The organism is Pelomonas sp. Root1237 (assembly GCF_001425055.1).
GTDB lineage: Bacteria > Pseudomonadota > Gammaproteobacteria > Burkholderiales > Burkholderiaceae_C > Pelomonas.
In genome coordinates, this window is record NZ_LMDK01000012.1 from 919,961 (window position 1) to 943,259 (window position 23,299).

27 protein-coding genes and 1 tRNA gene are annotated in these 23,299 nt (G+C 65.1%); 19 read left to right on the forward strand and 9 right to left on the reverse strand.

Annotation, left to right across the window (positions count from 1 at the left end):
- Nucleotides 1–9 precede the first annotated feature (9 nt).
- Nucleotides 10–1,023 carry a GGDEF domain-containing protein gene (locus ASC91_RS11995; protein WP_157281491.1) on the forward strand — a complete coding sequence of 338 codons (1,014 nt, stop codon included), beginning with the start codon at nt 10–12 and terminating at the stop codon, nt 1,021–1,023.
- On the opposite strand, the gene ASC91_RS12000 is transcribed toward ASC91_RS11995, so the two are convergent.
- The 8 genes from ASC91_RS12000 to ASC91_RS12035 form a co-directional block, all read right to left on the reverse strand.
- Nucleotides 1,020–1,832, reverse strand: a complete 813-nt coding sequence (locus ASC91_RS12000; RefSeq protein ID WP_056196878.1) for a sulfite exporter TauE/SafE family protein — start codon at nt 1,830–1,832, stop codon at nt 1,020–1,022. The two genes, ASC91_RS11995 and ASC91_RS12000, sit on opposite strands and share 4 nt — an antisense overlap.
- Nucleotides 1,829–2,287, reverse strand: a complete 459-nt coding sequence (locus ASC91_RS12005; RefSeq protein WP_056196879.1) for an EVE domain-containing protein — start codon at nt 2,285–2,287, stop codon at nt 1,829–1,831. Before ASC91_RS12005 ends, ASC91_RS12000 begins: the two co-directional genes overlap by 4 nt.
- A gap of 219 nt (nt 2,288–2,506) precedes the next feature.
- Nucleotides 2,507–2,794, reverse strand: coding sequence for a cell division protein ZapA (locus ASC91_RS12010; RefSeq protein ID WP_056196881.1), 288 nt, complete (start codon nt 2,792–2,794; stop codon nt 2,507–2,509).
- A complete protein-coding gene (locus ASC91_RS12015) occupies nt 2,791–3,000 on the reverse strand; it encodes a hypothetical protein (RefSeq protein WP_056196883.1) in 210 nt (69 codons plus the stop codon). Before ASC91_RS12015 ends, ASC91_RS12010 begins: the two co-directional genes overlap by 4 nt.
- A gap of 13 nt (nt 3,001–3,013) precedes the next feature.
- Nucleotides 3,014–3,655 carry an endonuclease III gene (gene nth, locus ASC91_RS12020; RefSeq protein WP_056196885.1) on the reverse strand — a complete coding sequence of 214 codons (642 nt, stop codon included), beginning with the start codon at nt 3,653–3,655 and terminating at the stop codon, nt 3,014–3,016.
- A gap of 10 nt (nt 3,656–3,665) precedes the next feature.
- Nucleotides 3,666–4,310, reverse strand: coding sequence for an electron transport complex subunit RsxB (gene rsxB, locus ASC91_RS12025; RefSeq protein WP_056196887.1), 645 nt, complete (start codon nt 4,308–4,310; stop codon nt 3,666–3,668).
- 7 nt (nt 4,311–4,317) lie between these two features.
- The gene (locus ASC91_RS12030; protein WP_056196889.1) at nt 4,318–5,637 is read right to left on the reverse strand and encodes a polyhydroxyalkanoate depolymerase; all 1,320 of its coding nucleotides are present in this window, start codon (nt 5,635–5,637) and stop codon (nt 4,318–4,320) included.
- Between the two features lie 131 nt (nt 5,638–5,768).
- On the reverse strand, nt 5,769–6,956 hold the full coding sequence (locus ASC91_RS12035) for an amino acid aminotransferase (protein ID WP_056196891.1): 1,188 nt from the start codon (nt 6,954–6,956) through the stop codon (nt 5,769–5,771).
- A gap of 126 nt (nt 6,957–7,082) precedes the next feature.
- On the opposite strand from ASC91_RS12035, the gene uvrB reads away from it, so the two are divergent.
- The 9 genes from uvrB to tsaD all read left to right on the forward strand — a co-directional run bounded on the left by uvrB (nt 7,083) and on the right by tsaD (nt 15,805).
- On the forward strand, nt 7,083–9,212 hold the full coding sequence (gene uvrB / locus ASC91_RS12040; RefSeq protein WP_200955263.1) for an excinuclease ABC subunit UvrB: 2,130 nt from the start codon (nt 7,083–7,085) through the stop codon (nt 9,210–9,212).
- Between the two features lie 185 nt (nt 9,213–9,397).
- Complete coding sequence (gene iscR, locus ASC91_RS12045) at nt 9,398–9,943, forward strand: Fe-S cluster assembly transcriptional regulator IscR (RefSeq protein ID WP_056196893.1); 546 nt, start codon at nt 9,398–9,400, stop codon at nt 9,941–9,943.
- A gap of 27 nt (nt 9,944–9,970) precedes the next feature.
- Complete coding sequence (locus ASC91_RS12050) at nt 9,971–11,191, forward strand: IscS subfamily cysteine desulfurase (protein ID WP_056196895.1); 1,221 nt, start codon at nt 9,971–9,973, stop codon at nt 11,189–11,191.
- An 86-nt stretch (nt 11,192–11,277) separates the two neighbouring features.
- The gene (gene iscU, locus ASC91_RS12055) at nt 11,278–11,664 is read left to right on the forward strand and encodes a Fe-S cluster assembly scaffold IscU (RefSeq protein WP_056196896.1); all 387 of its coding nucleotides are present in this window, start codon (nt 11,278–11,280) and stop codon (nt 11,662–11,664) included.
- Between the two features lies 1 nt (nt 11,665).
- Nucleotides 11,666–11,989 (forward strand): iron-sulfur cluster assembly protein IscA, encoded by a 324-nt coding sequence (gene iscA / locus ASC91_RS12060; RefSeq protein WP_056196898.1) that lies wholly within the window; start codon nt 11,666–11,668, stop codon nt 11,987–11,989.
- A gap of 60 nt (nt 11,990–12,049) precedes the next feature.
- Nucleotides 12,050–12,568, forward strand: a complete 519-nt coding sequence (gene hscB, locus ASC91_RS12065; protein WP_056196900.1) for a Fe-S protein assembly co-chaperone HscB — start codon at nt 12,050–12,052, stop codon at nt 12,566–12,568.
- Nucleotides 12,569–12,573: 5 nt separating this feature from the next.
- Nucleotides 12,574–14,418 (forward strand): Fe-S protein assembly chaperone HscA, encoded by a 1,845-nt coding sequence (gene hscA / locus ASC91_RS12070; RefSeq protein WP_056196902.1) that lies wholly within the window; start codon nt 12,574–12,576, stop codon nt 14,416–14,418.
- An 8-nt stretch (nt 14,419–14,426) separates the two neighbouring features.
- Complete coding sequence (fdx, locus tag ASC91_RS12075; RefSeq protein ID WP_056196904.1) at nt 14,427–14,765, forward strand: ISC system 2Fe-2S type ferredoxin; 339 nt, start codon at nt 14,427–14,429, stop codon at nt 14,763–14,765.
- A gap of 5 nt (nt 14,766–14,770) precedes the next feature.
- Complete coding sequence (tsaD, locus tag ASC91_RS12080; RefSeq protein WP_056197257.1) at nt 14,771–15,805, forward strand: tRNA (adenosine(37)-N6)-threonylcarbamoyltransferase complex transferase subunit TsaD; 1,035 nt, start codon at nt 14,771–14,773, stop codon at nt 15,803–15,805.
- On the opposite strand, the gene ASC91_RS12085 is transcribed toward tsaD, so the two are convergent.
- Nucleotides 15,802–16,197 (reverse strand): Hsp20/alpha crystallin family protein, encoded by a 396-nt coding sequence (locus ASC91_RS12085; RefSeq protein WP_056196906.1) that lies wholly within the window; start codon nt 16,195–16,197, stop codon nt 15,802–15,804. The two genes, tsaD and ASC91_RS12085, sit on opposite strands and share 4 nt — an antisense overlap.
- 391 nt (nt 16,198–16,588) lie before the next feature.
- Between ASC91_RS12085 and rpsO the strand changes: the two genes are divergently transcribed.
- The 9 genes from rpsO to ASC91_RS12130 all read left to right on the forward strand — a co-directional run bounded on the left by rpsO (nt 16,589) and on the right by ASC91_RS12130 (nt 23,298).
- A complete protein-coding gene (rpsO, locus tag ASC91_RS12090; protein WP_056196908.1) occupies nt 16,589–16,855 on the forward strand; it encodes a 30S ribosomal protein S15 in 267 nt (88 codons plus the stop codon).
- A gap of 206 nt (nt 16,856–17,061) precedes the next feature.
- The gene (gene pnp / locus ASC91_RS12095; RefSeq protein WP_056197259.1) at nt 17,062–19,212 is read left to right on the forward strand and encodes a polyribonucleotide nucleotidyltransferase; all 2,151 of its coding nucleotides are present in this window, start codon (nt 17,062–17,064) and stop codon (nt 19,210–19,212) included.
- 11 nt (nt 19,213–19,223) lie between these two features.
- Nucleotides 19,224–20,225 carry an NAD(P)H-quinone oxidoreductase gene (locus ASC91_RS12100; RefSeq protein ID WP_056196910.1) on the forward strand — a complete coding sequence of 334 codons (1,002 nt, stop codon included), beginning with the start codon at nt 19,224–19,226 and terminating at the stop codon, nt 20,223–20,225.
- Nucleotides 20,222–20,965: a triose-phosphate isomerase gene (gene tpiA, locus ASC91_RS12105; protein ID WP_056196912.1), complete on the forward strand. Its 744-nt coding sequence runs from the start codon at nt 20,222–20,224 to the stop codon at nt 20,963–20,965. Before ASC91_RS12100 ends, tpiA begins: the two co-directional genes overlap by 4 nt.
- A 59-nt stretch (nt 20,966–21,024) precedes the next feature.
- On the forward strand, nt 21,025–21,405 hold the full coding sequence (gene secG / locus ASC91_RS12110) for a preprotein translocase subunit SecG (RefSeq protein ID WP_056196914.1): 381 nt from the start codon (nt 21,025–21,027) through the stop codon (nt 21,403–21,405).
- A gap of 112 nt (nt 21,406–21,517) precedes the next feature.
- Nucleotides 21,518–21,602: transfer RNA gene (locus ASC91_RS12115), tRNA-Leu, on the forward strand.
- Nucleotides 21,603–21,824: 222 nt separating this feature from the next.
- Nucleotides 21,825–22,184, forward strand: coding sequence for an NADH-quinone oxidoreductase subunit A (locus ASC91_RS12120; protein ID WP_056196915.1), 360 nt, complete (start codon nt 21,825–21,827; stop codon nt 22,182–22,184).
- A gap of 30 nt (nt 22,185–22,214) precedes the next feature.
- Entirely contained in the window at nt 22,215–22,691 is a 477-nt protein-coding gene (locus ASC91_RS12125) for an NADH-quinone oxidoreductase subunit B family protein (RefSeq protein ID WP_046113908.1), read from the forward strand.
- A 10-nt stretch (nt 22,692–22,701) separates the two neighbouring features.
- Nucleotides 22,702–23,298, forward strand: a complete 597-nt coding sequence (locus ASC91_RS12130; RefSeq protein ID WP_056196918.1) for an NADH-quinone oxidoreductase subunit C — start codon at nt 22,702–22,704, stop codon at nt 23,296–23,298.
- Nucleotide 23,299: the final 1 nt, after the last annotated feature.

Here is a 23,299-nt window from a genome sequence, read left to right on the forward strand (position 1 = left end):
AACGATCTCATGGACATGACCGCTGACCAGACCGCGATGCAGCCGCCGCCCGGCAGCTTGGCGCATTGGCTGGCAGGCCACGGAGAACTGGGCGGCGAGACACTGGCCGGCCTCATCTCGTTGATCGAGCCCCTGGGCAGCCAGGCGGCGATCAAGGCGATGTCCACCGGCCGATACGTATTTGCGAGCACGGGCCTGGCGCAGATGTTCGAGCGTGAAGCGGTGGTCGGCCACACGGACGCCGAGTTGCTCAAGGCCGACGAGACGACGGCCTTGCGTCGTGTCGAGCAGACGGTCATGGCCCAGCGTCACCCGGTCGTCAGCGAGCACAAGCTGGAAATCAACAGCCGTCGCCGCGAGTTCAGCGTCACCCGGCTGGCCCTGAGTGCCGACTTCCTGCTCTCGGTATGGCATGAGCGCACCGAGGAGCGCCACCGAGAGGCCCATCTGCAGCGCGCCCTGGCCCAGATCGAGCAGCAGCAGTCCTCCATCGAGCAGATCCGCCGCGAGCTGCAGCAGGGTTCGGGCCGCGACGATGTTTCGGGCCTTTACATGCGCGCCCAGTTCGACGACCAGCTGCTGCGCGAGATCGACCTTTCTTCGCGCGAGCATCGTGAGTTCGCCCTTGTCATCATTGCGCTGGATGCCTCGCCGGCCATCACCGGCCTGGGTGATGACGCCCAGCAGCGCCTGCTCGAGGGCATCGGTCGCATGCTGCGCGCCAACACGCGGGCAATGGACTCGGCCTGCCGCATCGGGCCGCAACGCTTTGCGGTGCTGCTGTCCGGCGTGGGCCTGGCGACGGCCCATGCACGCATGGAGCAGCTGCGCCGCCAGTGCGCGGCCCAGATCGTCGTGTTGAATGGCCAGGACCTGGGCTTGTCCATCTCGATGGGCGTGTCCAGCTTCCCGCATACCGCCTCGCGCCAGGACGAGCTGATGGCCGCCAGCGAAGCAGCTGTGCACGAGGCGCAGCGCCGCGGTGGCAACCAGGTCGTGCTGGCGTCCATTGCCTTCGGCTAAAGCTCCGACAGCCCCTTGTAGAGCATGTAGGCCGCGAGCGAGAACAACAGCATCGCGAAGACCCTTTTCAGCTGAGCCACGTCCATGGCATGGGCTGCGCGTGCGCCGAGCGGTGCCATCGTCACGCTGGCCACGGCAATCAACGCCAGCGCTGGCAAATAGAGGTAGCCCACCGATCCCGGCAGGGCCGGCGTCAGCCCCCAACCGCCAATGACGTAGCCGAGCGTGTTCGCGACCGCGATCGGGAAGCCCAGGGCGGCGCTTGTCGCGACGGCGAGGTGCACCGGCACATTGCACCAGACCATGAAGGGCACGCTGACAAAGCCACCACCAGCCCCCACCATGCCCGAAAGCAGGCCGATTCCCGCGCCCGCACTGAACTGGCCGGTCGTGCCAGGCATCTGCCGGCTGGGCGCCGGGCGCTTGTTGCGCAGCATCTGCCAACCCGAAAAGCTGACGAATGCGGCGAAGACCAAGGCCAGCCAGGCGCCTTTGAGAAGGGCGAACAGGCCGGCACCCGCCAGCAGGCCGCCGATGAGGATGCCGGGCGCCAAGCCCTTGACGAGATCCCAGCGCACCGCGCCGCGCTGGTGATGGGCGCGCACGCTGGACAGCGACGTGAACATGATGGTGGCCATGGACGTCGCGATGGCCATCTTGACCGCCAGGCCCGGCTCGACGCCGCGCTGGCTCAGGATGAAGGTCAGGATGGGCACCATCAGCATGCCGCCGCCGATGCCGAGCAATCCCGCGAGGAAGCCAGCCGCGAGGCCGAGTGCGAGCAGTTCCGCGGCGAGGGTGGCTGTCATTTGCCGTGCAGGTGCTTCAACACGGCTTGCCATTCGGCCGGCGTGACCGGCGTGATCGACAGCCGGCTGCCGCGCTCCAGCACGCGCATCGACGCGAGCTCCGGCGCCTCGCGCATTTCCTTCAGGCTCAGCAACCGCGTCGTCTCGCGCCAGCGCACGTCAACATGGACCCAGCGCGGTGCCTCGGGCTTGGACTTGGAGTCGTAGTAATGGCTGCCCGCGTCGAACTGCGTCGCATCCGGATAGGCCGCGCTGCTGACCTCGGCGAGGCCGGCGATGCCCGGCTCGGGGCAGGAGGAGTGATAGAAGAGCACGCCATCGCCCACCTGCATGTCGTCGCGCATGAAGTTGCGCGCCTGGTAGTTGCGGACGCCCGTCCATGGCAAAGTGCCGGCGCGTTGCAGGTCGACGATCGAAGCCTCGTCGGGCTCTGATTTCATCAGCCAGTAGTTCATCAGCTGATGCTAAGCGGGAAGAAGGTGTCCACCGCAATCCGGGGGGCCGAGATCCTGAACACCCAGGGGTAATCAGGTGGGCGAGGTCAGCCGGACTTCGGGTTCATCTGACGCGAGACGATCACGCCCGTCCGGCATGTTCCAAGCCCTTGCTCATAGAGCATCGGATGAAGGAAATAAAGCCCCGGGGAAAGCGGTGGACGACGTGAATTCTAAGTCTTAGAGCAGCTGCCCGTCGTGACCGAGTGCTTCATCCAGGCGCTTGACGAGGGTATCGATTTCGGGCGTTGACACCGGCGTCTCACGCGAGGTGTCGGCGAGCTGGTAGGCCAGGTTCAGCGCGGCCAATACGGCGATGCGTTCGCGTGCCTTGACCTTGCCGGCGTCGCGGATGGCGCTCATCTCGCGGTCCACCTGGGCCACGGCGGAGCTCAATGCAGCTTCGCCGCCTTCGGGGCAGCCGAGCAGATAGCTCTGGCCCATGATGGTCACTTCCATCTGCTTCATACGTCTTCCTTGGGCGTCTCGACGGGCAGGCGCTCCAGCAGCGCATCGACGCGCGCTCGCGCCGCATTCAGCCGTGAGCGCAGGCTGTCACGCTCTTGCGTGAGGGCCGCCACCTGCTCGAGCAGCAGGGTGTTGGTTCGGGTCAACTCGTCGTGGCGCAGCAGCAGGCGTTCGACGCGTTCGGTGAGGTCGCTGAGTTGGGCCATGGCGTGTGAGGGTTCAGGCGGCGGATTTTAGGTTCCGGCCGTAGTCGCATTCGTTGATGACCGCGCAAACATTGCACAGCGGCTTGCGTGCCTGGCAGACATAGCGGCCGTGCAGGATCAGCCAGTGATGGGCGTCAACCAGATAGTCGGTTGGCACGCGGTCCAGCAAGCCCAGCTCGACGGCCAGCGGCGTCTTGCCTGGTGCGAGGCCGGTGCGGTTGCTGACGCGGAAGATGTGCGTGTCAACCGCCATCGTCGGCTCGCCAAAAGCAACGTTGAGCACGACGTTGGCCGTCTTGCGGCCGACACCAGGCAAGGCTTCGAGATCGGGGCGTGAGCGTGGCACTTCGCCGCCATGCAGGTCGATCAGCATGCGGCAGGTCTGCAGCAGATGCCTGGCCTTGCTGCGGTACAGGCCGATGGTTTTGATGTACGACTCGAGGCCTTCCTGGCCAAGGGCGAGGATCTGCGCGGGTGTGTTGGCAACCGCGAACAGTCGCCTGGTGGCCTTGTTGACACCCACGTCGGTGGCCTGGGCGGACAGCAGCACGGCGGTCAGCAACTCGAAGACGCTGGTGAACTCCAGTTCGGTCTGGGGCGCCGGGTTGGCAGCCTTGAGGATGGCGAAGAAGCGTTCGACTTGGCTCGCGTTCATGCCGCGATTGTCATGTCCGTTTGGCCCTGGCGCGGGCAAGCGCGGCTTCAATGGCCGCGCGCTTGCGGTCGAGCTGCGCGGGGTCGGTGATCGCAGATGCCGCCGGCAGGTCCGCCAGCTTGGCTTCGGCCTTGACAACCAGGCGCGCTGCGTTCTCTTCGGCTTCGCGATGGCGGCGGAACTGGCGAAAGGCGTAGCGCTCGCGCGCCTCGTCGGCCTGCGGCGGGCTCCAGGCCGCCCAGCCGGTGGCAGTGGTGACCTCGGGCATGGAGATGCAGTCGACCGGGCAGGCCGGTACGCACAGTTCGCAGCCGGTGCACTGAGCAGTGACGATCAGGTGCATGGCCTTGGGTGCCCCGACGATGCAGTCGGCCGGGCAGGCCTTGATGCAGAGGGTGCAGCCGATGCACCAGGCTTCGTCGATGACGGCGACGCCACGCGTGGCTTCAATGCCGTTGACGGGATTCAATGGCAGGGCAGGGCGCCCGGTGATCGCGGCGAGTCGCGCAATGCCCTCTGCACCGCCAGGAGGGCATTGGTTGATCTCGGCCTCACCCGCGGTGATGGCGTCGGCGTAGCGGCGGCAGTCCGGGTAGCCGCAGCGAGTGCATTGGGTCTGCGGCAGTGCGGCGTCGATCAGCTCCGCGAGGTTCACGCTGGATTCAAGCCTTTCGCTTGCGGGCCGCCGGCTTGGCTGTGGTCTTGGTCACCGTCACCTTGGCCGTCTTCTTTAGCGGCGCAGCTTCGTATTTGGCGATGAAGTCGCGCACTTCGGGATAGACCTTCTCGCGCCAGCGGCGGCCCGAGAAGATGCCGTAATGGCCGGCGCCAATGGCGTCGTAGTGGTACTGGTGCTGCTTGGCAACACCCGAGCAGATGTCGTGTGCCGCCTTGGTCTGACCGGCGCCGGAGATGTCGTCCAGCTCGCCCTCGACAGTCAGCAGTGCGGTGGTCTTGATGTCCTGCGGGCGCACGAAGTGGCCGTCAACTGCCCAAGTGCCGTTCACCAGCGCGAAGTCCTGGAAGACGGTCTTGATGGTGTCGAGGTAGTACTCGGCCGGCATGTCCAGCACGGCGTTGTATTCGTCATAGAACTTGCGGTGGGCTTCAGCGCTGTCATCGTCGCCGCGCACGAGGTCCAGGAAGTAGTCGTAGTGCGACGACAGGTGGCGGTCCGGATTCATCGCAACGAAGCCGGTGTGCTGCAGGAAGCCCGGGTAGACCTCGCGGCCGGCGCCCGGGAAGTTGGTCGGTACGCGGTAGATGACGTTGTTCTCGAACCAGCCGTAGCTGCGGTTCATGGCCAGGTTGTTGACGGCCGTCGGGCTCTTGCGGGCGTCGATGGGGCCACCCATCATGGTCATGCTGCGCGGCGTGGCTTCACCGGCGCTGGCCATCAGCGAGATGGCAGCCAGCACAGGCACGGTGGGCTGGCAGACGGAGATCACATGGCTGTCGGCGCCGCCGACGTGGCGGATGAACTCCTGCACGTAGTGGATGTAGTCGTCCAGGTGGAAGGGGCCGACCTCGAGCGGCACCATGCGCGCGTCGGTCCAGTCGGTGATGTAGACCTTGTGATCCTTCAGCAGTTGCTTGACGGTTTCGCGCAGCAGCGTGCTGTGGTGGCCGGACAGCGGCGCCACGACCAGCACCGTGGGCTGGTCCTTCATCTTGGCCAGCACCTTGAGATCGTCGGTGTAACGCTTGAAGCGCAGCAGGCGGCAGAAGGGCTTCTCGAGCGCCACCAGCTCCTGCACCGCGACGTCGACGCCGTCGACCTCCACGGACTTGATGTCGAACTCGGGCTTCTCGTAGTCCTTGGCCAGCCGATGCATCAGGTCCAGGCCGGCAGACAGGCGCTGCGCCATCGGCGTGTGGGTGAACGGTGACAGCGGGTGGCTGTAGAGCTTGGCCGACGCGGCTGCGAACTCAGAGAAGGGACTGAGCAGCGCGCGCTGGGTTTCGAAGAACTGATACAGCATTGGCAAACCTTGAACTAGGGGCCGGGACGCCCCGATGGTGCCAGAAAACGCTTTCGGCCTTGTGCGCTGCAGCATCGGATGGGCGGTCAAACCGCCAATCCTGCGCACTTGGCTGGTGCATTGAAGGGTTTTCAGCCCTTGATGACCGCCGCCATCGCGCTGGCGACGGTGGGCAGATTGCCCTCATTCAGTGCGGCGACACAGATGCGGCCAGAGTCCACGCCATAGACGCCGAACTCGCTGCGCAGACGCTGCATCTGGGTGGCGTTCAAGCCCGAGTAGCTGAACATACCCAGTTGCTCAGTGACGAAGGACAGGTCCTGGGTCACGCCGGCAGCTTTCAGCGCGGCGACCAGCGCGCCGCGCATGGCCTTGATGCGCACACGCATGCCGGCCAGCTCCTCTTCCCAAAGCGCGCGCAGCTTGTCATCGGACAGCACCTGGGCGACGACCTGGGCACCATGCGTGGGCGGGTTGGAGTAGTTGGTGCGGATCATGATCTTCAGCTGCGACAGCACGCGCACGGCTTCCTCGTCGCTGCTGCAGACCACGCTCAACGCGCCGCAGCGTTCGCCGTACAGCGAGAAGCTCTTGGAGAAGCTGGTGGACACGAAGAAACCGACACCGGCGGCCATGAACTGGCGCACCGCTTCGCCATCTTCCTTCAGACCGAAGCCAAAGCCCTGGTAGGCCATGTCCAGGAAGGGCGTCAGGCCCTTGGCCTTGACGGCGGCGACGACCTGGGCCCACTGCTCGGCCGTGATGTCATAGCCGGTTGGGTTGTGACAGCAGGCGTGCAGCACGACGACGGTGCCGGCGGGTGCGGCATTCAGCGCGGCCAACATGCCGTCGAAGTTGATGCCCTTCCTGGCCGCGTCGTAATAGGGGTAGGTCTCGACCGTAAAGCCGGCCTGGGTGAACAGGGCACGGTGGTTCTCCCAACTCGGGTCGGAGATCAGCACCTTGGAGGCGGGGTTGAGCTGCTTCAGGAAGTCGGCGCCGATCTTCAGCGCGCCGGTGCCGCCCAGGGCCTGCACGGTGGCGACGTTCTTCAGTTCGGAGCCGAAGACCAGCTTCTGAACGGCCTTGTCATAAGCGGCAATGCCATCAATGGGGAGGTAGCCACGCGGCTTGGGGGCGGCGGCCATGGCGGCCTCGGCTTCGCGGACGCATTTCAGCAGCGGCAGCTTGCCGGCTTCGTCGTAGTAGACGCCAACGCCGAGATTGACCTTGCCGGGGCGGGTGTCGGCGTTGAACTGCTCGTTCAGGCCGAGGATGGGGTCACGGGGAGCAAGGGCGACATCGGCGAACAAAGACATGGCGGGTTCCTGAAGGGACGTTGGCAGGAGGGAGGCTTGAAGAATCAGGGTCTGCGCTAACCTGACCGCTTCTGCATTGCAGCAATGCAGCGCAGCAATTTTGCCGCCGAACCCAGGGAATTCCCCATGCAAGAAGCCTTGAACGTCATGCCCAGTCCAGAAAGTGACTCGGAGGAACGTAAGGGCGAATTCGTCAGCTTCGAAGGCTCGCCGTTCCAGCTGTTCCAGCCTTTCCCGCCGGCGGGGGACCAGCCGACCGCCATCGCCAAGCTCATCGAAGGCATCAACGACGGCCTCAGCTACCAGACCCTGCTGGGCGTCACCGGTTCGGGTAAGACCTTCACGATGGCCAATGTCATCGCCCGCCTGGGGCGCCCGGCCATCGTCTTTGCTCCCAACAAGACGCTGGCGGCCCAGCTCTACAGCGAGTTCCGAGACTTCTTTCCGAACAACGCCGTCGAGTACTTCGTCAGCTATTACGACTATTACCAGCCCGAGGCTTATGTGCCGCAGCGCGACCTTTTCATCGAGAAGGACAGCGCGATCAACGAGCACATCGAGCAGTTGCGGCTTTCGTGCACCAAGAGCCTGTTGGAGCGGCGCGACGTGATCATCGTGGCGTCCGTATCGGCCATCTACGGCATCGGCAATCCGAGCGACTACCACCAGATGGTGATGACGCTGCGCGTGGGCGACAAGATGGGCCAGCGCGACGTCATCGCCCACCTGATCCGCATGCAGTACACCCGCAACGAAATGGAGTTCGTGCGCGGGCATTTCCGCGTGCGCGGCGACACCATCGATGTATTCCCCGCCGAACACTCGGAGCTGGCCATCCGCATCGAACTCTTCGACGACGAGATCGAGGCGCTGTCGCTGTTTGACCCTCTCACGGGGCAGATCCGCCAGAAGATCCCGCGCTTCACCGTTTACCCGAGCAGCCACTACGTGACGCCGCGCGACCGCGTGCTGGCGGCCACCGACGCGATCAAGGCGGAGTTGCGCGAGCGCGTTGATTTCTTCGTCAAGGAGGGCAAGCTGGTGGAGGCGCAGCGCGTCGAGCAGCGCACGCGCTTCGACCTGGAGATGTTGCAGGAGGTGGGCCACTGCAAAGGCATTGAGAACTACACGCGCCACCTGTCCGGCGCCCAGCCGGGCGACCCGCCGCCGACGCTGGTGGACTACCTGCCCAAGGACGCCCTCATGTTCCTGGACGAGAGCCACGTGCTGATCGGCCAGTTCGGCGGCATGTACAACGGTGACCGGGCGCGCAAGACGACGCTGGTGGAATACGGCTTCCGTTTGCCCTCGGCGTTGGACAACCGGCCGCTGAAGTTTGCCGAGTTCGAACGCAAGATGCGTCAGGCCATCTTTGTGTCGGCCACGCCGGCGCAGTACGAGCAGGACAACGCGGGTCAGGTCGTCGAGCAGGTCGTGCGGCCGACGGGCCTGGTTGACCCCCTCGTCGAGGTCCGGCCGGCCACTCATCAGGTCGACGACGTGCTGCAGGAGATCCGCTTGCGTGTCGAGGTGCATGAGCGCGTGTTGATCACGACGCTGACCAAGCGCATGGCTGAGCAACTGACCGACTACCTCAGCGACAACGGCGTCAAGGTGCGCTATCTGCACTCCGACGTGGACACGGTGGAGCGTGTCGAGATCCTGCGCGACCTGCGACTGGGCGCTTTCGACGTGCTGGTGGGCATCAACCTGCTGCGCGAGGGGCTGGACATCCCCGAGGTGTCGCTTGTCGCCATCCTGGATGCCGACAAGGAAGGCTTCCTGCGCGCCGAGCGCAGCCTGATCCAAACCATCGGCCGGGCCGCGCGCAATCTGAACGGCAAGGCCATCCTGTACGGCGACCGCATCACCGAGTCGATGCGCAAGGCCATTGGCGAGACCGAACGCCGGCGTGCCAGGCAGATCGCCTTCAACGAGGAAAACGGCATCACGCCGCGCAGCGTGCAAAAGCGCATCAAGGATTTGATCGACGGCGTCTATTCGGCCGAATCCGGCCGAGACGATGCCAAATTGCTCGCGGCGGCCAAGGTCGAGGACTTGTCCGAGAAGGATCTGGCCAAACGTATCGCCCAGCTCGAAAAGCAGATGCTGGAACACGCCCGCAACCTGGAGTTCGAACAGGCTGCGCGGATGCGCGATCAACTGGCTCAACTGCGCGAGCAGGCCTTCGGCGCCCGCGTGCACGACAACATCGTGCCCCTGGACAGTGCTCGAAAGGCAGGTCCAGTTCGCTGAAGCTGCTGCGCCGCAGCAAAAAACCTGCCGAAACCTAGGGATACCTGGCGGCCATAGGAAGTGGCCGAGTAGTCGAGTAAAATCATCGGAAATGATTCGCTCGGGTATTGTCTGGGCGTGCCGGGTTAACCCGAAATCATTTGTCCAGGACAAATCCTGGTCGTGCCACTCGCTAAGGAGTTTTTATGCGTCTCACTACCAAAGGCCGGTTTGCAGTCACCGCGATGCTGGACCTGGCGCTGCGCGAGAATACGGGCCCCGTGGCCCTGGCGGCGATCAGCCAACGGCAGCAGATTTCGCTCTCCTACCTGGAGCAGCTCTTCGGCAAGCTGCGTCGCCATGAACTGGTGGAAAGCACCCGTGGCCCGGGTGGCGGTTATTCGCTGGGCCGCAAGGCCGAGAACATCACCGTGGCCGACATCATCGTCGCCGTGGACGAGGCGCTGGACGCCACCGGCTGCGGCGGCAAGGAAAACTGCATGGGCGAGGACAGCGGCCGCTGCATCACCCATGAACTCTGGACCAATCTGAACGCCAAGATGATCGAGTACCTCGATTCCGTCTCCCTGCGCAAGCTCGCCGATGAGCAACTGGCCAAGGGCTTCGAGGTCGAGGCGGCGCCGGTCAAGCGCGCCATCTCCAGCCAGCCGGTGCTCAAGCCCATCCGCGTCACGGCGCCGAACTCGGTCTTTGCCCTGGGTGGCAATCTCGGTGGCGCGTTCAGCAAGTAAGACCAAGAACTCAAAAGAAGTCGTTCCATGGACATGACCCCGCACTTCCCGATCTACCTCGACTACGGCGCGACGACGCCGTGCGATCCCCGCGTGGTGGACGCGATGATTCCCTGGTTGCGCGAGCACTTCGGCAACCCGGCGTCCCGCAGCCACGCCTGGGGCTGGGAAGCGGAAGAGGCGGTCGAAAAGGCGCGCGTGCAGGTGGCCGAGTTGATCGGCGCCGACCCGCGCGAGATCGTTTGGACGTCCGGCGCGACCGAATCCAACAACCTGGCACTCAAGGGCGCCGCGCAGTTCTACAAGACCCGCGGCAAGCACCTGATCACCGTGAAGACCGAGCACAAGGCTGTGCTCGACACGATGCGTGAGCTGGAGCGTCAGGGCTTTGAGGTGACCTACCTCGATGTGCAGGAAAACGGTCTGTTGGATCTGGAAGTGTTCAAGGCGGCATTGCGCCCGGACACCATCCTGGCCTCGGTCATGTACGTCAACAACGAGATCGGCGTCATCCAGGATGTCGTGGCGTTGGGCAACCTGTGCCGCGAGCGCGGCGTCATCTTCCACGTCGACGCGGCGCAGGCCACCGGCAAGGTCGCTATCGATATGGCCAAGCTGCCCATCGACCTGATGAGCTTGGCCTCGCACAAGAGCTACGGCCCCAAGGGCATCGGCGCGCTCTACGTGCGCCGCAAGCCGCGCATCCGCCTGGAAGCGCAGATGCACGGCGGTGGCCACGAGCGCGGCATGCGCTCCGGCACGCTGCCCGTGCACCAGATCGTCGGCATGGGCGAGGCCTTCCGTATCGCCCGCGAGGAAATGGGCGCCGAGAGCGAACGCATCCGCGCACTGCACAACAAGCTGATCAAGGGCCTGTCCGGTATCGAGCAGACCTTCATCAACGGTGACCTCGAGCACCGCGTGCCGCACAACCTGAACATCTCGTTCAATTACGTCGAGGGCGAGTCGCTGATCATGGGCGTCAAGGGCCTGGCGGTGTCGTCGGGCTCGGCTTGCACGTCGGCGAGCCTGGAGCCCAGCTATGTGCTGCGCGCACTGGGCCGCAGCGACGAGCTGGCGCACAGTTCGCTGCGCATGACCATCGGCCGTTTCACGACCGAAGAAGAAATCGACTACGCGATCAGCGTGCTGACCGACCGCGTGGCCAAGCTGCGCGAACTGTCCCCGCTTTGGGACATGTACAAGGACGGCATCGACATCTCGACCATCCAGTGGGCTGCCCACTGACGGACGACAGTCCACTGCGGACTGTCGTCCGCGGTGGGCAGGCCAAGGGGCTTGCAAGCCCCTTGGCAACCTAGAAGGAGAACACCATGGCATACAGCGAAAAGGTCGTTGACCACTACGAGAACCCCCGCAACGTCGGCAAGTTCGACAACGGCGATGACGACATCGGCACCGGCATGGTCGGCGCGCCCGCCTGCGGCGACGTGATGAAGCTGCAGATCAAGGTCAACCCGGCGACCGGCCTCATCGAGGACGCCAAGTTCAAGACCTATGGCTGCGGCTCGGCCATCGCCTCCAGCTCGCTCGTGACCGAATGGGTCAAGGGCAAGACGCTGGACCAGGCGCTGACGATCAAGAACACGCACATCGCCGAAGAGCTGGCGCTGCCGCCGGTCAAGATTCACTGCTCCATCCTGGCTGAAGACGCCATCAAGGCAGCGGTGGACGACTACCGCGCCAAGCACGCCAACTGACATGTCCGTCACGCTGACCGAAGCCGCAGCCCGCCACGTCAAGCGCTACATCGCCAAGCGCGGCAAGGGCGTGGGCGTGCGGCTGGGCGTGAAAACGACCGGCTGCTCGGGCCTGGCCTACAAGCTGGAATACGCCGATGAGGTGGCGCCAGAGGACGTGATCTTCGAGGGCCATGAGGTCAAGATCCTCATCGACCCCAAGAGCCTGCCTTACCTCGACGGCACCGAGCTGGACTTCGTCCGCGAAGGCCTCAACGAAGGCTTCAAGTTCCGCAATCCGCGCGAGAAAGACAAGTGCGGCTGCGGCGAGTCCTTCCGTGTCTGAAACTCGCTGACTCGACGACAGGCGCGGTGTGAACCGCGCCTTTTGCTTTTCCACTCTGCCATGCGCCTGACCGACAACGATTTCCAGCTCTTCGGCCTGCCTGAACAGCAGGCCCAGGTGCGCGCCGACATCGATGCGCGCTGGAAGTCGCTGCAGGCCGAGGTCCACCCGGATCGCTTTGCGTCGGAAGGTGCTGCCGCCCAGCGCCTGGCCATGCAGTGGGCCATGCGTGTCAACGAGGCCCACCAACGTCTGCGCGACCCGCTCAGGCGCGCCGCCTATCTGTGCGAGCTGCGTGGTGCGCCGGTTCAAGCCGAGAACAACACGCAGATGCCCGCGGCCTTCCTGATGCAGCAGATGGAATGGCGCGAATCGCTTGACGACGCCGACGGCGAAGCCGCCCTCCAGGCACTGGACGACGACGCGGCGCAAGCCGAAACCTCTGCGCTTGCCACCGTGCAGCGTCTGCTCGACGAAGCCGGCGACGCGCCGGCTGCCGCATCCCAGGTCCGCGCGCTGATGTTCATCCAGCGCTTCCGTGCCGATATCGACCAGCGCCTCGCCGCGCTGGATGCCTGAACACCATGGCTCTTCTCCAAATCTCCGAACCCGGCGCCTCGCCCGACCCGCACCAGCGCCGCATCGCCGTGGGCATCGACCTCGGCACGACGCATTCCCTCGTCGCCGCCGTTCGCCACGGCGTGGCCGAATGCCTGCCCGACGAACAGGGCAGGGTCATCCTGCCGTCCGCCGTGCGCTACCTGCCAGAAGGCCGCCGCCAGATCGGCGCTGACGCGCTCGCGGCCCAGGCCGAAGACCCCGAGAACACCATCGTCTCGGTCAAGCGCTTCATGGGCCGCGGCCTGGCCGACGTGGCCAACCGCGAGCAGCTGCCCTATCAGTTCGAGGACCGTCCCGGCATGTTGGCCATTGCCACGCGCGACGGCGTGAAGAGCCCGGTCGAGGTGTCCGCCGAGATTCTGGCTACGCTGCGTTTTCGCGCCGAGGACAGCTTTGTCGACGACCTGTTCGGTGCCGTCATCACGGTGCCGGCCTACTTCGATGACGCCCAGCGCCAGGCTACCAAGGACGCCGCCGAGCTGGCCGGCCTCAAGGTATTGCGCCTCATCAACGAGCCGACCGCTGCTGCCATCGCCTACGGCCTGGACAACGCCAGCGAAGGCTTGTACGCGGTCTACGACCTGGGTGGCGGCACCTTCGACATATCGTTGCTGCGCCTGACGCGCGGCGTGTTCGAGGTCGTCGCGACCGGCGGAGATGCGGCTCTGGGCGGCGATGACTTCGACCGCGTGCTGGCCGACTGGGCGCTCGCCGATCGCGTCGTCGAATCTGCGCATGACAAGCGCGCCGTCCTCGTCGCCGCACGTGCGGCCAAGGAGGCGCTGTCTGACGCTGACTCGACCGAATTGGTCGCCGCGCTGGACGCGGGTGAACTGCGCGTGATCGTTTCGCGCGAGCAGTTCGAGCAACTGGCCCAACCGCTGATCGCCAAGACGCTTTCGTCCGTGAAACGCGTGCTGCGCGACGCCAAGGTCAAGGCGGCCGATGTGGCGGGCACCGTCATGGTCGGCGGCTCCACGCGCATGCCCATCGTGCGCAATGCGGTGGGCGCGCTGTTCGGCCGCGAAGTGCTGACCAACCTGAATCCCGACGAGGTCGTCGCGCTGGGTGCCGCCATCCAGGCCAACCAGCTCGCCGGGAACGCGGCCGATGGCGAGATCCTGCTGCTGGACGTGATCCCGCTGTCGCTGGGTCTTGAAACCATGGGCGGCCTGACTGAGCGAGTCATCGAGCGCAACTCGACCATCCCCGTCGCCAAGGCCCAGGACTTCACGACCTTCAAGGACGGCCAGACGGCGCTCGCCATTCACGTTGTGCAGGGCGAGCGCGAGTTGGTCAGCGAATGCCGGTCGCTGGCGCGCTTCGAGCTGCGCGGCATCCCGCCCATGGTGGCCGGCGCGGCGCGCATCCGCGTCAGCTTCCAGGTCGATGCCGACGGATTGCTGAACGTATCGGCTGAGGAGCTGACCTCGGGCGTGCAGGCGGCCATCACCGTGAAGCCCAGCTACGGCCTCGGCGACGACGAGATTGCCAACATGCTGAAGGATGGTTTTGCCAGCGCCGAGGGCGACATGGCGGCGCGCAAGCTGCGCGAGGCCAAGGTCGAGGCCGAGCGCATGGTCCTCGCGACGCGCAGCGCGCTGGCCGCCGATGGCGACCTGCTGCCGGCGGCGGAACGCGACGCTCTGGAGGCGCGGTTGAAGGACCTGGCCAAGATGGACGGCGATGCCGACGCCATCGACGCCGCCGTCAAGGCGCTGGCCGAGGCGACCGAAGGCTTTGCCGCCGAGCGCATGAACCGCTCCATCGCCCGCGCGCTGACCGGCCGTGCCGTCAACCAGATTTGAGAACTGACATGCCCGTCATCAAGATCCTTCCCCACGCCGAGTATTGCCCCGACGGCGCCAGCATCACCGCTACGCCCGGCACGTCGATCTGCGAAGCCCTGCTGGCCAACGACATCCACATCGAGCACGCCTGCGATCAAGTCTGCGCCTGCACGACCTGCCACGTCATCGTGCGCGAAGGCGGCCGTTCGTTGAGCGAGATGGAAGAAGACGAAGAGGACATGCTCGACCGCGCCTGGGGGCTGGAGCCCGACTCGCGCCTGTCCTGCCAGGCGCTGCTGCGCCAGCAGGATGTGACGGTCGAGATTCCCAAGTACTCGATCAACCACGCCAAGGAAGGCAAGTGACCTCCGTGCAGCGCATCCTCGGGTTCGAGTCGTCCTGCGACGAGACCGGGGTTGCGCTTGTCGAGATCGATGGCGATGCGCCGCCGCGGCTGATGGCGCAGGCGCTGCACAGCCAGATCACGATGCACCAGGCCTACGGCGGCGTCGTGCCCGAGTTGGCCTCGCGAGATCATGTGCGCCGCGTGCTGCCGCTGACGCGCGAGGTTCTGTCCCAGGCCGGCTTGGCGCTGCAGGACGTCGATCTGATCGCCTACACGCAGGGCCCCGGCCTCGCGGGGGCGTTGCTGGTGGGCGCCGGCGTGGCGGTGTCGCTGGCCGCTGCGCTCGATGTGCCGGCGCTGCCCATCCATCACCTGGAAGGGCATCTGCTGTCGCCCTTCCTGTCGACAGACCCGCCGGAGTTTCCCTTTGTCGCGCTGCTGGTCAGCGGCGGCCACACGCAACTGATGCGCGTGGACGGCGTGGGCAGCTACGAGATCCTCGGCGAGACCATCGACGACGCGGCCGGCGAGGCCTTCGACAAGAGTGCCAAGCTGCTCGGCCTGCCTTACCCCGGCGGCCCGCACCTGGCACGCATGGCCGAATTCGGTAACCCGGAGGCTTTCGCGCTACCGCGTCCGCTGCTGCACAGCGGCAAGCCGGATTTCAGCTTTGCCGGCCTGAAGACGGCGGTGTTGACGCAAGTCAAGAAGATTGGCGATTCGCCATGTGACCAGACACGCGCCGACTTGGCCGCCTCCACACAGGCGGCCATCGTCGAGGTGCTGGTGAAGAAGTCGCTGCTGGCCTTGAAGATGACCGGGCTCAAGCGCCTCGTCGTCGCCGGTGGTGTTGGCGCCAACGCCAAGCTGCGCGAGCAATTGAACGCCGCTTGCGCCAAACGAGGCGTGCGCGTGCACTACCCCGAGTTGTCTCTGTGCACCGACAACGGCGCCATGATCGCGATGGCCGCCGCGCTGCGGGTGCAGCGCGGCATGGCCAATCCCAGCCACGATGGCGGCTTCGCAGTACGCCCGCGCTGGGACCTGACTGCGGCTTAGTTGACCGTCAGCTGGCCGCCGTTTTCGGCAACGCGCTTGACCAGATTCAGCGTCAGCACGCCGTTCTCGAAGCGGGCTTCGGATTGGCCCTGGTCGATCTCGGCCGGCAGCGAGAAGCTGCGGGCATAGCTGGCGGCGCGGCGCTCGCGGTACAGCACGCGGGAACCGTCAGTCGGCGCAGCCGCTTCTTCGGTGGCGGTCTCGATGTTGACGCGGCGGCCTTCGATGCGGACCTTGACGGCATCCTTGGCCACGCCAGGCATGTCGACCGTCACGCGGTAGGCCTTGTCGTCCTCGCTGACGTCGAGGGCCGGGGTGCGAGTGGCATTGGCCTCCGCATCAAACTGGCGCAGGACGCGGGCGACATGGCGGGGGTGGGTCAGATAGAACATGGTGAAACTCCGTGGCGGTTTGACGCTGCTTCGAAGGGTCGGGAGCAGCACCCGATGACCCAGAGATGTGGCGGTGTGAGAGCGCTTCAAGAGCCTTTCATGCGCTGACGAATAGAAGTCACGCATTTGCAGGGCAGGGCGGTTTTGGCTCTTGAAACCAGCATCCACGTCCACATGTCCGCTCGCTTGACCTGCCGCGGTTTGGGGCTCCCACCGCTTTCGGCTAGAATCCGCAGGTTTTGCGCGTCCAACGTCCTTGTTGGGCTGCAGAACACCAGCACGGCTCGGGGCGGTTTCCCCCTTGTCCGCAAGTCAACCCCGGAAACCGTCTGCGGCAGCGCCAGTAGTTGCGTCTCGCCCGGCCGGACTTCCGAAACCTTTTGGAAAACAAATGTCCATCGCCGAAAAGAAGGCCGAGATCGTCAAGGCCAACGCTCGCAGCGCCAGTGACACCGGCTCGCCGGAAGTCCAGGTCGCCCTGCTGACTGCCCGCATCAACGATCTGACGCCCCACTTCAAGACCCACGCCAAGGACCACCACGGTCGCCGTGGTCTGCTGAAGATGGTCAACACCCGCAAGAGCCTGCTGGCCTACCTGAAGCGCGTTGATTCCAGCCGTTATGTCGCGCTGATCGCCAAGCTGGGCCTGCGCAAGTAATTCGCCCCATCCGACATGGAGCCTGTCTGGTCCTCAAGCCCAGTACAGGCTCTTTGTCCATCTATCTGCCGGAACCGAGCTGACGTGGTGTCGGATCATTCCAAGACGGTTTATTCGAGCCGCCCTGGAATGGCATCTGGACCAAACCCAGTCTCGTTCCCGGTTTCCCCGGGTGCCCCCGCACCCACCACAACCAGGAGATGAGCATGTCCATTTTCAACAAGGTCACGAAGTCCTTCCAATGGGGCCGCCACAACGTCGTGCTGGAAACGGGTGAAGTCGCCCGCCAGTCCACCGGCGCCGTCCTCGTCAACATCGAAGGCACCGTCGTGCTGGCCACCGTGGTCGCCAAGACCGAAGCCAAGGCCGGCCAGGACTTCTTCCCGCTGACCGTCGACTACCTCGAGAAAACCTATGCCGCCGGCAAGATCCCGGGCAGCTTCTTCAAGCGTGAAGGCCGCCCCAGCGAGCATGAGACGCTGACCAGCCGCCTGATCGACCGCCCGATCCGCCCGCTGTTCCCGGAAGGCTTCTTCAATGAAGTCCAGGTCGTCATCCACGTGGTGAGCCTGAACCCCGAAGTCCAGGCCGACATCGCCGCGCTGATCGGCACGTCCGCTGCGCTGGCCATCTCCGGCATCCCCTTCAATGGCCCGATCGGTGCCGCCCGCGTGGGCTACGTCAACGGCGAATACGTGCTGAACCCCAGCAAGTCCGAACTGGCCAACAGCCAGATGGACCTGGTCGTCGCCGGCACGCAAGCCGCCGTGCTGATGGTCGAGTCTGAAGCCTCGGGCCTGTCTGAAGAAATCATGCTCGGCGCCGTGGTCTATGGCCACGAGCAAGGCAATGTCGCCATCGCCGCCATCAATGACCTGGTGCGTGACGCCGGCAAGCCGACCTGGACCTGGACTGCCCCCGCCAAGGACGAGGCCTTCATCGCCAAGGTCAACGGCCTGGCCGAAGGCCCCCTGCGCGAGGCCTACCAGATCCGCTCCAAGCAAGCCCGCACGCAAGCCTGCCGCAGCGTGACGTCCAGCGTCTTCGCCGCGCTCAAGGGCGAGGGCGTCGAGTTCGACAAGGTCGAGGTCGAAGGCCTGCTGTTCGAGATCGAAGCCCGCATCGTGCGCAGCCAGATCCTGGCCGGCGAGCCGCGCATCGACGGTCGCGACACCCGCACCGTGCGCCCCATCGAAATCCGCAACGGTATCCTGCCGCGCACCCACGGCTCGGCGCTGTTCACGCGTGGTGAAACCCAGGCGCTGGTCATCGCCACGCTGGGCACGGACCGTGACGCACAGCGCATCGACGCGTTGGACGGCGAGTTCGAAGACCGCTTCATGATGCACTACAACATGCCCCCCTTCGCCACCGGCGAGACGGGTCGTGTGGGTTCGCCGAAGCGCCGCGAAATCGGCCACGGCCGTCTGGCCAAGCGCGCGCTGATCGCCGCACTGCCGAGCAAGGAAGACTTCCCCTACTCGCTGCGCGTCGTCTCGGAAATCACCGAGTCCAACGGCTCCTCGTCGATGGCTTCGGTCTGCGGCGGCTGCCTTGCACTGATGGACGCCGGCGTGCCGATGAAGGCCCACGTGGCCGGCATCGCCATGGGCCTGATCAAGGACGCCAACCGGTTCGCCGTGCTGACCGACATCCTGGGTGATGAAGATCACCTCGGCGACATGGACTTCAAGGTGGCCGGCACGACGACCGGCATCACCGCCCTGCAGATGGACATCAAGATCCAGGGCATCACCAAGGAAATCATGCAGGTCGCCCTGGCGCAAGCCAAGGAAGCCCGCCTGCACATCCTGGGCAAGATGGTCGAGGCCATGGGCACGGCCAACACCGAGGTGTCGCAATTCGCGCCCCGCCTGTACACGATGAAGATCAACCCGGAGAAGATCCGTGACGTCATCGGCAAGGGCGGCTCCACGATCCGCGCGCTGACCGAAGAGACCGGCACGACCATCGACATCGGCGAAGACGGCACCATCACGATCGCTTCCACGGACGCCGACAAGGCTGAACTGGCCAAGAAGCGCATCCAGGAAATCACGGCGGAAGTCGAAGTCGGCAAGGTCTACGAAGGCCCGATCACCAAGATCCTGGACTTCGGTGCTCTCGTGAACCTGCTGCCTGGCAAGGACGGCCTGCTGCACATCAGCCAGATCGCCCACCAGCGCGTCGAGAAGGTCACCGACTTCCTGAGCGAAGGCCAGATCGTCAAGGTCAAGGTCCTGGAGACGGACGAGAAGGGCCGCATCAAGCTGTCGATGAAGGCACTGCTGGACCGTCCCGAGCGTGAAGCTGCTCCGATGCCGGCCGCTGACCACACGCCGCCCGCCGCAGAGTAATTGCGAGAGCGATGAAAGCCATCGCGATCACCCGCCCCGGCGGACCCGAGGTGCTGGAGCTGGCCGAACGGCCGGATCCAGTCGCGGGCCCGGGTGAGTGCCTGATCCGCGTCGCAGCTTCGGGCATCAACCGCCCGGATGTGCTGCAGCGCAAGGGTGCCTACCCGCCGCCGCCGGGTGCGAGCGATCTGCCGGGGTTGGAAGTTGCGGGCGAGATCGTCGCTGGTGACTCCGAGGCTCTGGCGGCGCATGGCTTCAAGTTGGGCGACAAGGTCTGCGCGCTGGTCAATGGCGGCGGCTATGCCGAGCTGTGCACGGCGCCGATCGGGCAATGCCTGCCGGTGCCCAAGGGTTGGACGCTGGCTCAGGCCGCGACGCTGCCCGAGACCTGCTTTACCGTCTGGGCCAATGTGTTCGACCGCGCTGCATTGCAGCCGGGCGAGACGCTGTTGATCCACGGCGGCAGCAGCGGCATCGGCGTGACCGCCATCCAGATCGCCAAGGCGCTGGGTGCCCGGGTGCTGGTGACGGTCGGCAGCGCCGACAAGGCCCAAGCCTGCCTCGCGCTGGGTGCTGACGTCGTGATCAACTACCGCGAGCAGGATTTCGTCGTTGAAGCCAAGGCCGCCACCGGCGGCCGCGGTGTTGACGTGATCCTGGACATGGTGGCCGGCGACTACATCGGCCGTGGCGTTCAGGCGCTGGCCGAGGATGGTCGCCTGGCATTGATCGCCGTGCAGGGCGGCGTGAAGTCGGAGATCGACGCTGGCCTCGTGCTACGCCGCCGCCTGACGATCACCGGTTCGACACTGCGCCCGCGCTCGGCAGCGTTCAAGGCGGGCCTTGCGCGATCACTGCGCGACAAGGTCTGGCCGCTGATCGAGGCCGGTCGCATCAAGCCCGTCATTGACCGCGAGTTGCCCGCGGCCCAGGCGGCCGAGGCGCACACGCGCATGGAATCCAACCAGCACATCGGCAAGATCGTGCTGACCTGGTCAAGGAGTGAGCCGTGAGAAGAAAACTCGTCGTTGGCAATTGGAAGATGCACGGCAGCCGCGCTGCCAACGCCCAACTGCTGGCCGGCCTCAAGGAGGCAGGCCCCTGGAACGCTGACGTCGCCGTCTGCGTGCCCACCCTCTATATCGCCGAGACGGCGCTTGCGTTGACCGGCACGGCCATCACCTACGGCGCGCAGGACTGCTCCTCGCACGAGCAGGGCGCCTACACCGGTGAGGTCTCGTCGGCCATGCTGGCGGACGTCGGCTGCCGCTACGCCATCGTCGGCCATTCGGAGCGCCGCGCTTATCACGCGGAAAGCGACCAACTGGTCGCCGACAAGGCCAAGGCCGCGCTGGCCCATGGCGTGACGCCCATCGTCTGCGTCGGCGAAACGCGTGCTGAGCGCGAAGCCGGCCAGACCGAAGCCGTCGTCAAGCGGCAACTCGCCGCCGTCATCCACACGCTGGGCCATTGCTGCGGCGAAATGGTCGTTGCCTATGAGCCCGTCTGGGCCATCGGCACCGGCCTGACCGCCTCGCCCGCCGAGGCGCAAGCCGTGCATGCGGTGCTGCGCGCGCAGTTGCACGCCGCGACGGACAAGTCCGGTGTCATGCGCATCCTTTACGGCGGCAGCGTCAAGGCTGACAACGCGGCCGAGTTGTTCTCGCAGCCCGATATCGACGGCGGCCTGATTGGCGGCGCGTCGTTGAAGGTGGCGGATTTCGCCGCCATCTGCCTGGCGGCGACGCACTGAGTTTTTCGGGCGCCTGGCACTGAGGCCGGGCGTCAACAAGTTTTGATGGAGTGTTTGGAATGCAGTTCTTTGCGAATCTGGTGTTGATCGTTCAGTTGCTCTCGGCCCTGGTGATCATCGGTCTGGTGCTTGTGCAGCACGGCAAGGGCGCCGACATGGGCGCGTCCTTCGGCAGCGGTGCCTCGGGCAGCCTGTTCGGTGCCACCGGCAGTGCCAACTTCCTGTCGCGCAGCACGGCCGTCGCCGCCACGCTGTTCTTTGGTTGCACGCTGGGCCTGGCCTTCCTGTCCAACGGCCGCACAGCCGCACCGACTGCCGACAGCGTGCTGGACCGCGCCGCCGTCATCGCCCCCGCCGCGTCGGGCGCTGCCGCCATCCCTGGTGCCGTCGTTGCGCCTGCTGCAACGGCCTCGGCTGCTGCGTCTGCCGCAACCAACTGAAGTCCGACTAAAAACCTCGCTTCCTCACCGGGAGACCCCTAATTCCCGGTATAGAATTCGAGGCTGTCTGGCACGCAAACCCTCACTAGCTGCCAGGCATGTTTGAGTACCTGCCGTCGTGGTGAAATTGGTAGACACGCTATCTTGAGGGGGTAGTGGCGAAAGCTGTGCGAGTTCGAGTCTCGCCGACGGCACCAGAACATCGGCTAGGATTCCCGCGGCACTGATGCGGGAGTCAGCCATAGCGGCCTGTCGCCAAAGTCGCTCAGCCTCAGGCTGGGTTGATTGAGGCTAGGTTCAAGGCGGGCGCGATCCGCGAGCGAGACTTTGGTTTTGCTGGTGACGCGCCCGTTTGCTTTTGTGGCTCGCGTATGCGGGCCACGTTGACGAAGACGTTTAGTCGACCCGAGAAAGCCCAGATGAATCTCGATCAATACCTGCCCGTCATCCTCTTCATTTTGGTCGGCGCAGTGGTCGGGATTGCACCCCAGGTGCTCGGCGCGCTGCTCGGCCCCAATCGGCCCGACGCGGCCAAGAACTCCCCCTACGAATGCGGCTTTGAGGCCTTTGAAGACGCGCGCATGAAATTCGATGTGCGCTACTACCTCGTCGCCATTCTGTTCATTCTTTTCGACCTGGAAATTGCCTTCCTGTTCCCTTGGGCCGTGGCGCTCAAGGAAATCGGTGCGACGGGCTTCTGGGCGATGATGATCTTCCTCGGCATTCTGGTCGTCGGCTTCGCCTACGAGTGGAAAAAAGGCGCCCTCGATTGGGAATAAACGTCCGCCGACACAAGCTGGGAATTCCAAATGGGTATTGAAGGCGTCCTGAAAGAGGGCTTTGTCACCACCTCGGTCGACAAGCTCATCAACTGGTCCAAGACCGGCTCACTCTGGCCGATGACGTTCGGTTTGGCCTGCTGTGCCGTCGAGATGATGCACGCGGGTGCCGCGCGCTACGACATCGACCGCTTCGGCATGCTGTTTCGCCCGAGCCCGCGCCAGTCCGACCTGATGATCGTGGCCGGCACGCTGTGCAACAAGATGGCGCCGGCCCTGCGCAAGGTCTACGACCAGATGGCCGAGCCGCGCTGGGTGCTGTCGATGGGCTCCTGCGCCAATGGCGGCGGCTATTACCACTACAGCTATTCCGTCGTGCGCGGCTGCGACCGCATCGTGCCGGTGGACGTCTACGTGCCCGGCTGCCCGCCGACGGCCGAGGCGCTGCTCTACGGCATCCTGCAACTGCAGGCCAAGATCCGCCGCGAAAACACCATTGCACGCTGAGCGCCAAGGTATGAGCCTGAATCTCGAAACCCTGGCCCAGCAAGTTGGCGCCGTCCTCGGTGAGCGCGTCGTTGCGCTGAAGAACGCCCTGGGCGAACTGACGCTGACCGTGCGCGCGGCCGACTACCTCGAGGTCGCGACGACGCTGCGTGACCACCCCGAGCTGAAGTTTGAGCAGTTGATCGACCTCTGCGGCGTCGACTACAGCAGCTTCGGCGATGGTGCCTACGAAGGCGCCCGCTACGCCGCAGTCAGCCACCTGCTGTCGATCAGCAAGAACTGGCGCCTGCGCCTGAAGGTCTTCGCCACCGACGACGACTTCCCCTGCGTGGCCTCGGTCACCGGCGTGTGGAGTTCGGCCAACTGGTTTGAGCGCGAAGCCTTCGACATGTACGGCGTCATCTTCGACGGCCACGACGACCTGCGCCGCATCCTGACGGACTACGGCTTCATCGGCCACCCGATGCGCAAGGACTTCCCGGTGTCGGGTCATGTCGAGATGCGCTACGACGCCGAGCAGAAGCGAGTCATCTACCAGCCGGTGACCATCGAGCCGCGTGAGATCACGCCTCGGATCATTCGCGAAGACAAGTACGGCGGGCTCTGAA